Annotated in this window: 13 protein-coding genes; 4 read left to right on the top strand and 9 right to left on the bottom strand. The window is 57.9% G+C overall.

Annotation, left to right across the window (positions count from 1 at the left end):
* Positions 1–13: 13 nt before the first annotated feature.
* From K325_RS0110905 to K325_RS0110895, 3 genes are all read right to left on the bottom strand, one after another.
* Positions 14–640 (bottom strand): peroxiredoxin, encoded by a 627-nt coding sequence (locus K325_RS0110905; protein ID WP_029654303.1) that lies wholly within the window; start codon positions 638–640, stop codon positions 14–16.
* A complete protein-coding gene (locus tag K325_RS0110900) occupies positions 637–1,089 on the bottom strand; it encodes a protein tyrosine phosphatase family protein (RefSeq protein ID WP_029654302.1) in 453 nt (150 codons plus the stop codon). Before K325_RS0110900 ends, K325_RS0110905 begins: the two co-directional genes overlap by 4 nt.
* Positions 1,090–1,401: 312 nt before the next feature.
* Complete coding sequence (locus K325_RS0110895; RefSeq protein WP_051146624.1) at positions 1,402–2,667, bottom strand: NAD(P)/FAD-dependent oxidoreductase; 1,266 nt, start codon at positions 2,665–2,667, stop codon at positions 1,402–1,404.
* A gap of 231 nt (positions 2,668–2,898) precedes the next feature.
* Here K325_RS0110895 and K325_RS0110890 point away from each other — a divergent pair, with 231 nt between their 5' ends.
* Positions 2,899–3,342 (top strand): DsrE family protein, encoded by a 444-nt coding sequence (locus tag K325_RS0110890; protein WP_029654300.1) that lies wholly within the window; start codon positions 2,899–2,901, stop codon positions 3,340–3,342.
* A gap of 83 nt (positions 3,343–3,425) precedes the next feature.
* Here the strand turns inward: K325_RS0110890 and K325_RS0110885 are convergent, their stop codons facing one another.
* On the bottom strand, positions 3,426–3,968 hold the full coding sequence (locus K325_RS0110885; RefSeq protein WP_029654299.1) for a rhodanese-like domain-containing protein: 543 nt from the start codon (positions 3,966–3,968) through the stop codon (positions 3,426–3,428).
* A 229-nt stretch (positions 3,969–4,197) separates the two neighbouring features.
* Here K325_RS0110885 and K325_RS0110880 point away from each other — a divergent pair, with 229 nt between their 5' ends.
* Both K325_RS0110880 and nfsA read left to right on the top strand, forming a co-directional pair.
* Positions 4,198–5,247: a cytochrome-c peroxidase gene (locus tag K325_RS0110880; protein ID WP_029654298.1), complete on the top strand. Its 1,050-nt coding sequence runs from the start codon at positions 4,198–4,200 to the stop codon at positions 5,245–5,247.
* A gap of 159 nt (positions 5,248–5,406) precedes the next feature.
* Positions 5,407–6,144 carry an oxygen-insensitive NADPH nitroreductase gene (nfsA, locus tag K325_RS0110875; protein WP_029654297.1) on the top strand — a complete coding sequence of 246 codons (738 nt, stop codon included), beginning with the start codon at positions 5,407–5,409 and terminating at the stop codon, positions 6,142–6,144.
* A gap of 9 nt (positions 6,145–6,153) precedes the next feature.
* Here nfsA and K325_RS0110870 read toward each other — a convergent pair whose 3' ends face one another.
* From K325_RS0110870 to K325_RS0110855, 4 genes are all read right to left on the bottom strand, one after another.
* Entirely contained in the window at positions 6,154–6,825 is a 672-nt protein-coding gene (locus K325_RS0110870; protein ID WP_029654296.1) for a LutC/YkgG family protein, read from the bottom strand.
* Positions 6,825–8,267: a LutB/LldF family L-lactate oxidation iron-sulfur protein gene (locus K325_RS0110865; RefSeq protein ID WP_029654295.1), complete on the bottom strand. Its 1,443-nt coding sequence runs from the start codon at positions 8,265–8,267 to the stop codon at positions 6,825–6,827. The genes K325_RS0110870 and K325_RS0110865 overlap by 1 nt, the downstream gene beginning before the upstream one ends.
* Positions 8,264–9,091 (bottom strand): (Fe-S)-binding protein, encoded by an 828-nt coding sequence (locus tag K325_RS0110860; RefSeq protein WP_029654294.1) that lies wholly within the window; start codon positions 9,089–9,091, stop codon positions 8,264–8,266. The genes K325_RS0110865 and K325_RS0110860 overlap by 4 nt, the downstream gene beginning before the upstream one ends.
* A gap of 61 nt (positions 9,092–9,152) precedes the next feature.
* Positions 9,153–10,847 carry an L-lactate permease gene (locus K325_RS0110855; protein ID WP_029654293.1) on the bottom strand — a complete coding sequence of 565 codons (1,695 nt, stop codon included), beginning with the start codon at positions 10,845–10,847 and terminating at the stop codon, positions 9,153–9,155.
* Positions 10,848–11,066: 219 nt separating this feature from the next.
* On the opposite strand from K325_RS0110855, the gene K325_RS0110850 reads away from it, so the two are divergent.
* Entirely contained in the window at positions 11,067–11,855 is a 789-nt protein-coding gene (locus K325_RS0110850; RefSeq protein ID WP_029654292.1) for an FCD domain-containing protein, read from the top strand.
* Positions 11,856–11,882: 27 nt separating this feature from the next.
* Here K325_RS0110850 and glyA read toward each other — a convergent pair whose 3' ends face one another.
* Positions 11,883–13,154, bottom strand: a complete 1,272-nt coding sequence (glyA, locus tag K325_RS0110845; protein ID WP_029654291.1) for a serine hydroxymethyltransferase — start codon at positions 13,152–13,154, stop codon at positions 11,883–11,885.
* Positions 13,155–13,166: the final 12 nt, after the last annotated feature.

The following is a 13,166-nucleotide window of genomic DNA, read 5'->3' as shown; positions in this document are numbered from 1 at the left end:
GCTTCGCCTGGACTCAGATTTTGGTCAGGCGCAAGTAGGGGCGCAGCTCGTCCCAGCCTTGCGGGAACATCTCTTTTGCCTTCTCATTGGTGATGGACGGCGGGATAATGACCTCGTCGCCTTTCTCCCAGTCGGCTGGCAGAGCACAACTGTTGGCATCTGCCGTCTGGAGCGCATCAATGGCCCGCAGGATTTCATCAAAGTTACGGCCAACTGCCATCGGATACGTCATGGTCAGACGTACTTTTTTGTCCGGGTCGATGATGAACACACTGCGAACAGCAGCCGTTTCACTTTCACCGGGGTGAATCATCTCGTAGAGCTCGGCAATCTTGTGATCTTCGTCCGCAACGATCGGGAACTGCAGGTCGCAGCTCTGGGTATCGTTGACGTCATCAATCCACTTCAGATGCTCTGCCACAGAGTCAGTCGACAAACCAAGCGGCTTCACATTGCGTGCAGCAAACTCTTCCGCCAGCTGAGCCGTGCGCCCCATCTCCGTGGTACACACCGGAGTGAAGTCAGCCGGGTGGCTGAAAAAAAAGACCCAGGCATCGCCTGCCCACTGGTGAAAGCTCATGGGGCCTTTCGTGGTCTCTACGTTAAAATCAGGGGCAATCTGTCCAAGACGGATAGTCATTTCATATCTCCTGTCGGGGTTTCCACCTGTGTGGTGTTGCTTATTAACGCTTCAATAGGCTGGGTTTCATGGCCGGCCTCATGGGCAGCCTTAAGTAACATAGGAATGTTACATTGCGGACTCCGCGCACGTGACTGGGCCCACAAGTGCACCGCCCGTCGGCCGGTACGGCAGAATCCCAGAATCGGTGCAGGCGCAGAATCGAGCACTCGGCCAAAGGCATCGACATCCTGATCGGTGTATTCGCCCGCCGCAACCGGGACACAAAACCATTGCAGATCATGATCGGCCGCCGCTTGCCGGAACACCGCTTCACTTTCATGGCCATCTTCGCCCGCACGACGATTACAAATCACCGTCCGGAACCCCTGGCGACGAACCTCAGAAAAATCTTCCGGAGACACGGCATCCGCCACTGCAAAGCCTGGTTCAAGAAAATGTATCTTCATTGTGCGCATCTCCACCTCAAACATCATGTAGCAAAACGTCCGGGGAAAGCCACCCATAACACACCAGGGTGCCCCCCTATCCAATACTTGCGTCGTCACGCCCTCTTCCCGGGAATGCTTTCGCTCACTCACAGCTTCAGTAGAACACACAAAAAAGAATAAGCATATATCAATAACGAATATTAAAATTTATGCCAGTCATAGGATATGCAAATAGAACGTCTGGGTCTTGAAATTATTTACTATGAAAAACGACGACGCCGAACTGGCGGGAGGGGCTGAAGCCCCTCCACCAGAGGTTGACCGAGGCCCTCAACGGGCATCGCGCGTTGCGGGTTTGGCCAGCCACTCCCGTCCTTTCAGCATCACATGCCAGTACAGAGCGGGCAATTGTTTGGCTTTGAGCCACCACGCCGCACGAGTCGCCCGGGTACCATCATTGACCCACTGAGGAAAGGTTGGTTGCAACACACCGTTATAGCCAAACTCAGCCAGGACAATACGCCCGTTCTCCACGGTCAGAGGGCAGGAGCCATAACCAAGATACACCGCCGGCAGCGGCTTGCCCTGAAGGCTCGCAATCAGGTTTTCAGCAACCACCGGCGCCTGTTTCCGAACAGCCGCAGCGGTTTTTGCATTGCCAGTACCACTGACATCGCCCAGCCCGAAGATATTGGCATACGCTTTGTGCTGGAGCGTGTCGTCTGCGAGATTCAGCCAGCCCCCATCATTGGCCAGCACCGACTCACGGATAAACGCCGGCGCACGCTGTGGAGGAACCGCATGCAACATATCGAACGCTTGTTCCCGCTCATGGCGATTGCCTTCGGCATCGGTCATCTGAAAGGTAGCTTTTCGGGCAGGGCCGTTGACCGCCACCAGATTGCTCTGGAAGTGAACCTGAATGCCGTATTTGTCGATGTATTGCTGCAACGCCGGTACGTAATCGGGCACGCCAAACAGGACAGCCCCCGCGTTGTGAAACTGAATGTCGATATGCGCCAGGGCACCACGGCGCCGCCAGTGATCGGCAGACAGATACATGGCTTTTTGGGGTGCCCCCGCACACTTGATCGGAATGGGCGGCTGGCTGAACAAAGCCGTGCCCTGCGCCAGGTTCTGCACGGTTTGCCAGGTATACTGCGCCATACCTTGCCGATAGTTGGAGGTCACACCGTGGGAACCGAGGGCCATTTCCAGGCCATCAATCGCTGACCAGTTCAGCTCCAGGCCCGGAGCCAGAATCAATGCCTGATAAGCCACCACCGATCCATCCGCCAGCCGAACCTGATTCTCATCCGGCTCTACCGAGGCCACGGCCTGCTGATACCAGGACACAAAGCCCGGCATAACCTCCGACATGGGGCGGGAAGTCACCTCCGGCCTGAAAACGCCGCCTCCCACCATGGTCCAGCCTGGCTGGTAATAATGTGTGGAAGATGGTTCCACAATGGCAATATCAAGACTCCGGTCACGCTTGTGCAGGCTTGCCGCAGCGGAGATGCCCGCCGCCCCTCCACCCACAATCACCACCACGTGCCGTTTATCCACCTCTGGCTTCCGGATTTCACCGTTCATGCCTCTGCCCTCTTGTCGTTATTTGATTGGGGATTCTTATTGATGCATGTCAAATCCTAACACCACAAATGGAATAACGTTATACCGATATAGAATATTTCAGGAAACGTTTGCGCCGAAGAAGAGCGGGGTACCCGGAACCCGGCCAGAGAACCGTGACATTGTCACTGAAACCACCCATACAATGACTCTAGGATGCGCTCCGAACCTTCATCATTCAGGAGCTCTCCTATGAAACACCCGATCCGAAACGCCATGCTGGCCCTGCTGTTTGCCATCCCACTGAACGCCGCAGCCGAAAAAAACAACGGAAAGCCGTTGGAGGAAGTGCTGGTTATCCTTGCCAGTGACTCTCTGCAGACTCAGGGCATGGCCATGGTGCTGTCCAATACCATGGCCCAGAAGGGGGCCAGGGTGAGTGTGCTGCTTTGCGATAAAGCCGGTGACCTGGCACTGAGAAACTATGAATCTGAAGCTCTGGCACCGAAAAACCTCACACCGGGCCAGATGCTGCGTGGACTGATGAAAGCGGGCGGAACCGTCAGTGTGTGTGCACTTTACCTACCCAACAGTGACCACAGCAAAGATGATTTGCTGGACGGCGTAGGTGTTGCCACGCCACCGGACATGGCTGACCAGATGCTGAACCGAAAGATCCGAACATTCACATTCTGAGAGCACAGACTCCCTCAACGGGTGATCAACGTACCGAGCATGGCAGGAAGATGCCCGCCCAGATCAGGCGGGCATCCTGGTGGTCACGGACGGTAGATTTTCTCCGGGTTGGTTTTGGGCGTCCAGGGCAGGCCAGAGTTCTGCCAGCCGTTTTTCACGCGAAAACCTTTTTTATCGCCGTCTTTGACGGTGCTTCCCTGAAAACCATGTTCAACATACTTCACGTTGGAAAAACCGCGTTCCAGCAGGTAATCGGCGCTGGGCTTGCCGCGGGCAGAGCCTGAACGGCACATGGTGATAATCAGCGCGTCCCGGTCCAGCCCCTTTCCGTTCAGCGCGGCATCCACCTGCGCGACAAAGTCCTTGTTGATGTCCATAGCAAACACTCCTTTCTCTTCGTTCCAGCGAGCGCGATCCACCAACTGGAAAGGAATGTTTCGGTCTACGGCATCGGTAAAGCCGATAAACATGATTTCAACCGGGTCCCGAACGTCAATGAACAAGACGTCCTCCCCCTGCTCCTGAACCAGAGCCCAGGTTTCTTCCGGAGTAACGGACAATGCTTCCCCATGCGCGGAAACGACAAACCCGAACCAGAACAGCAATGTGATAAACAACGACCTCATACCCACCTCCCACTATAGAATAACCTTATAACCGTATTATGGACCCCCGGTGCGCCATACCTCAACGTGGCGTAATGCCGCAGCCCCATCCGAAAAATGCAGACCATCCGGCAAATTGATGAACATCAAGTATGCTGCCAACTCTGGCCGGTTGCGCGTGCGCATTTTGAGCAGTTTGTTACCTTGGAGTCGGAGAGAAACAAGGCCGTTCTCACAAGGAGAAAGCGATATGACCAAGCACCCAATGATGAAAGTGTTGGCCCTCAGCCTCGGAGTTGCATCAGGCTCTGCCATGGCCGAGAACCTGATGGAAAAGGCAAACGGCATGTTTGAGCCCATTCCGAAATACCCACCGGTGATCGATGGGAATGAACTGACCCAGCCCAAAGTGGAGCTTGGTAAGATGCTGTTCTTTGAACCGCGCCTCTCTTCCAGCCATCTGATCAGCTGCAATACCTGCCACAACGTCGGTCTGGGCGGCGACGATGAATTGCCAACGTCTATTGGCCATGGCTGGCAGAAAGGCCCCCGAAACTCCCCGACCGTGTTCAACGCGGTGTTTAACGCAGCGCAGTTCTGGGACGGCCGCGCGGCCGATCTGGCAGAGCAGGCCAAGGGTCCGGTACAGGCTGGCGTTGAGATGAGCAGTTCGCCAGACCGGGTTGTCTCAACCCTGAAAAGCATGCCCGAGTACATCGAGCGTTTTAAAAGCGCGTTTCCAGGCCAGGACGACCCTGTCAGCTTCGATAATATGGCTATCGCCATCGAAGCGTATGAAGCGACTCTGATCACGCCGGAGGCTCCGTTCGATCAGTACCTTCGCGGCAATGCCGATGCCCTGAACGACAAAGAAAAAGAAGGACTGGCCCTGTTCATGGACCGGGGGTGCGCCGCCTGCCACAGTGGCGTGAATCTGGGGGGGCAGAACTACTACCCCTTTGGTCTGGTGACCCGCCCGGGCGCTGAGATCCTGCCCGAAGGCGATAAAGGACGCTTTGCCGTTACCGAAACCGCATCGGATGAGTACGTCTTCCGTGCCTCGCCACTGCGCAACATTGAACTGACCGCGCCGTATTTCCACTCCGGCGCCGTCTGGAGCCTGGAAGAAGCCGTGGCCGTGATGGGAACCGCCCAACTGGGCACCGAACTGGAGGATGACGAAGTGAAATCCATCGTCGCTTTCCTCAAGACCCTGACGGGGAATGTTCCCGAGGTTACCTATCCGATGCTGCCGCCAAGCACGGCCAAGACACCAAAACCGGTCGACATGGTTCCGTAACCGGCCATTCCTGATCTACCCAAAAGGCGCGCCGCCCCGGTGCGCCTTCCTTCGATGGGAGTTCAGGCGCCCATCCGGACAATTACCCACCTTGGTCCGGTTGTGCCGGCCCTGATGAGCAAGCTATCGTCTGTCTTTTCATGAGACAGGCGATAGGCTATGAACCCCACCATTGAGCTTCTGACATCCCACCGTTCCATACGCAAGTTCAAGGATCAGGCGATCCCTCGGGCGCTGTTTGAACAGCTGATCCGCGCCGGGCAGGCAGCGGCCACCTCGAACCATGTTCAGGCCTACACCATTATCCATGTGGTCAATCCACAGAACCGCCAGAAAATAGCCGAACTGGCCGGCGGCCAGCCCTATATCGCCAGTTGTTCCGACTTTCTGGTGTTCTGTGCCGACATGAAACGCGCCACCGAAGCCGCCGAACGAGCCGGAGCAGACGTGGCACGCGGGATGACCGAGCAGCTGCTGGTCGCGAGCATTGATACCGCCCTGATGGCCCAGAACGTTGCCGTTGCGGCGGAATCGGAAGGGCTGGGTATCTGTTACATCGGTGGTATTCGCAACAACCCGCAGGACGTCAGTGAACTGCTGAATCTTCCGGCCCATGTGTATCCGGTATTTGGCCTGTGCCTGGGTTACCCGGATCAGGCTCCGGAGGTAAAACCCCGCCTGCCACTGGACGCTATTCTGAAAGAGGATACCTACGACGATTCCCGGGATCAGGCACTGGTGGATCACTTCGACAGCGAGATGCGCCAGTACTACCAGGCGCGCACCGGCAGCAACAAGGAGACCACCTGGTCCGAGCAGCTGATGCCGCTGTTCACCAGCAAGCTCCGGCCGCACATGAAAGATTTCCTGAATCAGCGAGGCTTTGGGGTAAAGTAACCCCAGGTCTCAGGCGTCCTCAAGGATGAGGACCACCAGTTCTTTCGGGCCGTGGGCCCCGTAGGCCAGCACCTGTTCAATATCAGCCGTCTTCGACGGCCCGGAGACCAGCAACAGGTTCGTTGGCAATCCTGCCGACCAGTTCTGCTTCTGCATCATCCCGTAGAGATTGTCTTCCACCTCACTCGCCCTCAGCAGGGCAATGTGCAGCGGTGGCAACAGGCTCATCAAGCGCGGTTCATGGCGATCCGGCCAGAGCACCAGCGATCCCGTCGCCGCAATGCCGCCCACCGTCCCGGTAATGCTGGCGTCCACGTTCCAGAACAACTCCTCCTTCCAGTCTTCCACTGGCCGGTCGTAAACCAGCAGGTCCGGTTTGGCCGCAGAATGCCGCCAGTGCTCCGCCAGCTGCCGACCATGTTCGGTCCCCGGCGCGTATAGCAGATTGCTCAAACCACGCTGCTCCAACAGCAACTGAACCCTGGCGGGCCATTCGGCACGGGTCAGTTGGTGAACTTCAGTATGCACCGCCTCCATCAGGCTACGCAGCCGGGTAATCCGGTCTTCCGGCGCATACTGCCAGGGGCGGGTTACCAGGCTTTCATCGAAATCATCCGGCCGGGGGCTAGTGCCAGCCAGGCCGGCACGCAGTTTATTCAGTATATTGCTGCGAGCACTCATCACCGGTCTCCCTGATTCAAATGGGCTTTCGCCAGGTCATGCAACGACCGGCGGGCAGGCACCGGGGCGGTATGATTTTCCGTCCAGGGACCGACGTTTTTTGGGGCCAGTTTGCGGAACCGCGTGGCGGCCCACAGAAACAACCGGTAAAACCCCGGCGAGGTATTCAGAGTGACCCAGAACCGCCAGAGGGCTCGCTCTTTGCGGGAGTACTTGGCGCCGCCGTCCTTGACCTTCGGGTGTTCAGCGGGGCTTTTCACGTTTTCCTGCCGCAGTCGTTGCAGCATTTCCGGAATGGGAATTTTGACCGGGCACACCTCACCACAGGCGCCACACAAAGAGGACGCGCTGGGATGGTCCGGGACTTTGTGCAGGCCCACCATGTGCGGCGTGATGATCTTACCAATCGGCCCGGGGTACACCTCGCCATAGGTGTGGCCTCCCACCCGGGTATAAACCGGGCAGTGGTTCATACAGGCACCGCACCGGATACAGTTCAGAGTCTGGCGCAACTGGGCATCGGCAAAGGCACCGCTGCGGCCATTGTCCAGCAGCACCAGATGAACTTCTTCCGGGCCATCCAGTTCGTCGGCTTTGCGCGGGCCGGAGATCATGTTCACATACGTGGTAATCGGCTGCCCCAGCGCCGACCGGGTCAGTAACGAGAGCAGGGGCACCACGTCCCGCAGGTTTTCCACCACCTTTTCAATGCCGGTCACGGCAATGTGCACTGGCGGCGCAGTCGTGCTCATGCGGCCGTTACCTTCGTTCTCTACCAGCAACAGGGTGCCGGTTTCAGCAATGGCGAAGTTGACACCAGACACCCCAACGTCCGCCTCCAGGAATTTCTGCCTCAGCGTGCGCCGGCCTATCTGGATCAGCTCGTTCACATCTTCGGTTTCGTCAACACCCAGTTTGTCGTGAAACAGTTTGGCGACCTGAAACCGATTCTTGTGAATCGCGGGCATGATGATGTGAGAGGGTTTCTCACCGTCCAGCTGAACGATGTACTCCCCCATGTCGGACTCCAGGCACTCGATGTTTCGTTCGGCCAGAAAATCGTTCATCTCCATTTCTTCGCTGACCATGGATTTGCCTTTCACCACCTGAGTGCCTTTTTGGGCCTCGATGATGCTGTGGACAATCCGGTTCGCGTCTTCGGTGGTTTCTGCCCAGTGGACATGCACACCGTTCGCGGTCAGCTTCGCTTCCAGTTGCTCCAGCAGATCCGGCAACCGCGACAGGGCCCGGGCCTTGATATGGTTACCCAGCTCTCGCAGGCCTTCACGCTCCTCTTCGTCCGGAAAAGCATCAGCCCGCTTTTTCATCAGCGAGTCCATGGCGACCCGGAAATTGGTGCGCAACTGGTTATCCGCCAGGGCACCCACGGCCCGGCCACGGAAGCTATCGGTGAGTTCGGTTACCGGTATACGCTGGCTCATGACATCGCCTCCCCGCTAACCCGCTCCCACAGGAAGCTGGCCAGATGCCGGCCCCGAAAAGCCTGGTGCTGTTTTTCCAGTGAGCCGTTGATATTCAGCAGACAGCCGCCGTCCGCCGTTACCATTTCCACCGCCCCGGATTCCCTGAGGGAACGGGTTTTGTCGAGCACCATGGCCCCGGAGACCTCCGGCATGCGTACCGAGAAGGTACCGCCAAAACCACAGCATTCGCTCTCATGATCGTGGTCCAGCCGCGTGACGTTCGCCAGTTTTCCCAGCAATTCCCGGGCATGGAGATGGGTATTCATCTCACGGCGGGCAGAACACGAGGTATGCAGAGCAATCCGGGTAGGCTGCCCCAGATCCTGCCAATCCACCTTGCAGACATGCAGCAGGAATTCCGTCAGTTCATACGTGCGCTCTGCCAGGTCGTCTACCCGCTTCAGGGTGTCCGGCTCATCGGCAAACACCTCCCGGTAATGTTGCCGGAACATGCCCGCACAGGAGCCCGATGGCACCACCACCGGCAACCCGTTATCCAGCAGATTGAGCTGTGCCCGCGCAACCTCCCGGGCTTCGTTCACATAGCCGGACGTCCAGGCGGGCTGGCCACAGCAGGCCTGTTCCTGCGGGAAATGCACGCGGATACCTTCCCGCTCCAGCAGGCGAATGGCATCCAATCCCGCTTCCGGGAAGAAAAGATCCACCACGCAGGTGCCGAACAGAGTCACCTCCTCCGGCCTGGCTGGGTAGGTCCTTGGTTTTGCCCGCTCCGGCGCCACACGGGTGGCGTTGGGGGCCGCATCGTAGAACAGCTCACTCATCAGTCATTGCCTCCGGACGACACTGCCAATGGCAGCGTCGTCCGTTATCTTCAGGTCAGCCCTACCGGGAAAGCAGGGGGTCAATCAGCCCCAGGCCGTATGCCGCCAGAAGGGCAATGGACCCGGTCGCTACCAGATAGTATAGGGTCGGCCACACCGTCTTGCGCAGTGTCTGGCCTTCGCGGCCCAGCAACCCAACCGTGGCAGACGCCGCCACCACGTTGTGAATGGCCACCATGTTACCGGCGGCAGCCCCCACGGCCTGCACTGCCACCATCAGGGCCGTCGACAGTCCGAGACTCTCCGCGACGCCAAACTGGAACTGGCTGAACATCATGTTCGAGACCGTGTTGGAGCCTGCCAGAAAGGCACCCAGCGCCCCTACGGTTGGCGCCAGCAGCGGGTAGATACCACCCACCGCATCCGCGGCCCAGGTGGCCATAGCCAGCGGCATACTGGGCAGGTCCGACAGGTTTACGCCCGAATTGATCAGGATACGAACCATAGGCACGGTGAACAGCAGAACAAAGCCGGCGCTGAGCAACACACCGCCAGACTCTTTCACCGCTGCGTTAAGGGCGCGAAGGTTCATCCGGTGGATAAAGAAAGTGGCCAGCACCACCATCACCAGGATTCCTCCCGGCAGATACAGAGGCTGAATACCCGCGTTGATGCCGGCTTCACCCAGTATGTTCGAGAACGACACCCCCACACTGGTGAATGCCTGCTTGATCGGATCAACCGTACGGCTCAACACCAGAATGAGGCCCACCAGCACGTATGGAACCCAGGCCCGGAAACCACTCATGGGTTTGGCCGCAATCTCTTCCAGCTTCATTTCGATACTGCCCAGCCATTCGGTGGGCCAGTCTTTGCTGTCGGCAAAATCCCAGGTCCGTTTCGGAATCAGGAAACCTTTTTTGGCTGCCGTCGTAACAATCGCCAGGCCAATCAGACCACCCAGCAGCGACGGGAACTCAGGCCCCAGAATGACTCCGGTCAGGGCATAGGGCACAACAAAAGCGATGCCGGCGAACAGCGCAAAGGGCAGGACTTCCAGACCTTCTCTCCAACGTCTGTTTTTACCGAAGAAGCGGGTCATCATGGTGACCATCAGTACCGGCATGATGACGCCCACAAGGGCATGAGTGATGGCGACTTCCGAGGTGATCAGCTGCAGATAGGTATCCCAGTTAGAGCCGAGGGCCTCCAGCCGTTCGGTAATACTGGCACGATCCAGGCCAGTGGTAACCCCCACCACAATCGGGGTCCCCACCGCGCCAAACGAGACCGGGGTACTTTGTACCATCATGCCCAGCATAACCGCTGCCATGGCCGGGAATCCCACCGCCACCAGCAGAGGAGCGGCAATGGCAGCCGGCGTGCCGAACCCGGACGCACCTTCGATAAAGCTGCCGAACAGCCAGACGATGATGATGGCCTGAATCCGACGATCCGGCGTGATGTTGGTAAAGCCTGCCCGAATGGTGGTGATTGCCCCGGAGTGCTTGAGGGTATTGAGCAGCAGGATGGCACCAAAAATGATCCACAACAGACCAATGGTAATCACCAGACCCTGTACGGTGGACGCTAGAATGCGATTGAGGGTCATGTCCCAGGCACCATAGCCAATCAGGGCGGTCACCAGAAACACCACGGGCATCGCGTGGCGAGCAGGCCAGCGCATGCCAATCAGCAGCACTCCGGCCAGAAGGATAGGCGTAAACGCCAGCAGGGCGAGTAATCCGGACGACATTGTCTTCTCCAGGTATTGTTGTTGGATTCTATTTCTGGATAATTGGTATGACCAATTAACAAAGCTGTGCCGAGTACGTTATTTGAGCAGCCCGGTAACTGTCAAAAGGACAAGACTTATACATTGGTCGTATTGCCTGGAAGTTTTGTTGTAAAAACAAGGCTGGACACGGATAAGATTTATTGGTATTACCAATTTTTACCTGCCTAGAGAGGCCGCATGTCGATTAATCAGATTGCCCCCAGACGTCTCGCCGACACCATTGTTGAGCAACTCGAAACCATGATTCTGGAAGGGACCCTAGAACCTGGGCAGCGATTGCCTCCGGAGCGGGTTCTGGCCGAGCAGTTCGGAGTTTCCCGCCCTTCTCTGCGGGAAGCCGTGCAGCGCCTGGCGGCCAAAGGCCTGCTGAAAAGCCGACAGGGCGGGGGCAATTATGTGGCAGAGAATCTGGGCAGCAGTTTCAGCGACCCTCTGGTCGCACTGCTGGAACAGCACCCAGAGGCACACCGTGACTTACTTGAATTTCGACGAACTCTGGAGGGCGACTGTGCTTACTACGCCGCCCAACGCGCGACCGAAGTTGACCTGGCCCGGCTGGAAAAAGCCTGGCAGGAGCTGCAGGCTTGTTACGACAGCCCATCAGCCGGCGACCTGGAAAAGGAGGGTGCCGCCGACGCCCGCTTCCATATGGCCATTGCCGAGGCCAGCCACAACGTCGTGTTGCTACACACCATGCGGAACCTGTTCAGCATGCTCAAAAACAACATTGTCACCAACATAGGCGGCATGTACTCACGCGAAGCCCAGACCCGACAGGGCCTGACCGAACAACACCGGCAGCTCTATCAGGCCATTACTGAGGGCCGCCAGGAAGATGCCAGGGCCATTGCCGGTGAACACATCGAGTTTGTACAGCAGACCATCTCCGAGCGCACCGAGACAGAGCGTCGGCGCAAACGGGCGTTGCGCCGGGAGAAGAGCAACACGGACACCAGGGCCAGGTAACGCTATTGGCGGCTTCTGGTAAACCAGCTATCGGTAGACCGGGAAGTGGCGACACAAATCCACAACCTGCTTACGCACTTTACCCTGTGTCCGGGCCGCCACACTTTGGCCAAGTTCAAGCGCATCCAGAACGTCGCATATCCAGCCAGCCACCCGTTTACACTCTGCAAGACCAAACCCCCGCGTCGTCACCGCGGGTGTGCCGATGCGCAGCCCCGATGTCACGAACGGGGAGCGCCGGTCGCCGGGCACTGAATTTTTATTTACCGTAATGCAGGCGCGCCCCAACGCAGCATCCGCCTCCTTGCCCGAGTAGGGCTTTGACGACAGGTCAAGGAGCATCAGATGGTTGTCCGTCCCCCCGGAAACAATGCGGTAGCCGCGCCGTTCGATCACAGAAGCCATAGCCCTGGCATTCATCACCACCTGGCGCTGATACCCCTTGAACTCAGGGCTTAACGCCTCTTTAAACGCCACCGCCTTGGCGGCAACAACGTGCATCAGCGGCCCTCCCTGAGTCCCCGGGAACACAGCGGAATCGAGCTTTCGGTAAAACGCATCGCTCTGCCCGCTTGCCAGAAGCAGCCCGCCACGGGGGCCACGAAGGGTTTTGTGGGTGGTGCTGGTGACCACGTGGGCATAAGGCAAGGGGTCGGGATACTCACCCGCCGCAACCAATCCGGCAACATGGGCCATATCCACCCAGAAGCAGGCCCCTACCTTATCGGCAATGGCCCGCATTCTGGCCCAGTCCTTATAACGGGAATACGCCGAGAAGCCACCAATCAGCATCTTGGGCCTGGCCTCCAATGCGATTCGCTCCATTTCGTCGTAATCAATCCATCCGGTAGTGGCATCAAGACCATAAGGCACAATTCGGTAGTGCCTGCCCGAGAAGTTGGACGGCATTCCGTGCGTCAGATGCCCTCCCTCCGCCAGATTCATGCCCATCACGGTGTCGCCGGGCTCTGTCAGCGCCAGGAAAACCGCTGCGTTGGCCTGAGCACCGGAGTGTGGCTGAACGTTGGCGTAATCACAGTTAAACAGTGTTCTGGCTCTTTCCAGAGCCAGCTTTTCTGCCACGTCCACGTGTTCACAACCGCCATAGTAGCGTTTGCCCGGATAGCCCTCTGCGTACTTATTGGTGAAAACCGAGTTCTGAGCAGCCATCACCCGCGGGCTGGCGTAATTTTCAGACGCGATCAGTTCAAGGTGCTCTTCCTGGCGGCGCTCTTCACCGCGAATGGCCTCCGCCAACCGGGGATCGAATTCAGAGAGGGAGCAGACGGTGTCACTCATGTTTCAGGTCCT

The organism is Marinobacter daepoensis DSM 16072, assembly GCF_000421165.1.
In the GTDB taxonomy this organism is placed as follows: Bacteria; Pseudomonadota; Gammaproteobacteria; order Pseudomonadales; family Oleiphilaceae; genus Marinobacter; species Marinobacter daepoensis.
Note: the sequence above shows the minus strand (reverse complement) of the source record. Positions and strands in the feature narration are given on the sequence as shown.

Excerpts from the sequence above, each read along its gene's own strand:
- K325_RS0110865 (WP_029654295.1), bottom strand. The coding sequence starts at position 8,267 with ATGAGCCAGCGTATACCGGTAACCGAACTCACCGATAGCTTCCGTGGC.
- K325_RS0110890 (WP_029654300.1), top strand. The coding sequence starts at position 2,899 with ATGAAACACCCGATCCGAAACGCCATGCTGGCCCTGCTGTTTGCCATC.
- K325_RS0110885 (WP_029654299.1), bottom strand. The coding sequence starts at position 3,968 with ATGAGGTCGTTGTTTATCACATTGCTGTTCTGGTTCGGGTTTGTCGTT.
- K325_RS0110905 (WP_029654303.1), bottom strand. The coding sequence starts at position 640 with ATGACTATCCGTCTTGGACAGATTGCCCCTGATTTTAACGTAGAGACC.
- K325_RS0110860 (WP_029654294.1), bottom strand. The coding sequence starts at position 9,091 with ATGAGTGAGCTGTTCTACGATGCGGCCCCCAACGCCACCCGTGTGGCG.
- K325_RS0110895 (WP_051146624.1), bottom strand. The coding sequence starts at position 2,667 with ATGAACGGTGAAATCCGGAAGCCAGAGGTGGATAAACGGCACGTGGTG.
- K325_RS0110880 (WP_029654298.1), top strand. The coding sequence starts at position 4,198 with ATGACCAAGCACCCAATGATGAAAGTGTTGGCCCTCAGCCTCGGAGTT.
- K325_RS0110870 (WP_029654296.1), bottom strand. The coding sequence starts at position 6,825 with ATGAGTGCTCGCAGCAATATACTGAATAAACTGCGTGCCGGCCTGGCT.
- nfsA (WP_029654297.1), top strand. The coding sequence starts at position 5,407 with ATGAACCCCACCATTGAGCTTCTGACATCCCACCGTTCCATACGCAAG.
- glyA (WP_029654291.1), bottom strand. The coding sequence starts at position 13,154 with ATGAGTGACACCGTCTGCTCCCTCTCTGAATTCGATCCCCGGTTGGCG.
- K325_RS0110850 (WP_029654292.1), top strand. The coding sequence starts at position 11,067 with ATGTCGATTAATCAGATTGCCCCCAGACGTCTCGCCGACACCATTGTT.
- K325_RS0110900 (WP_029654302.1), bottom strand. The coding sequence starts at position 1,089 with ATGAAGATACATTTTCTTGAACCAGGCTTTGCAGTGGCGGATGCCGTG.
- K325_RS0110855 (WP_029654293.1), bottom strand. The coding sequence starts at position 10,847 with ATGTCGTCCGGATTACTCGCCCTGCTGGCGTTTACGCCTATCCTTCTG.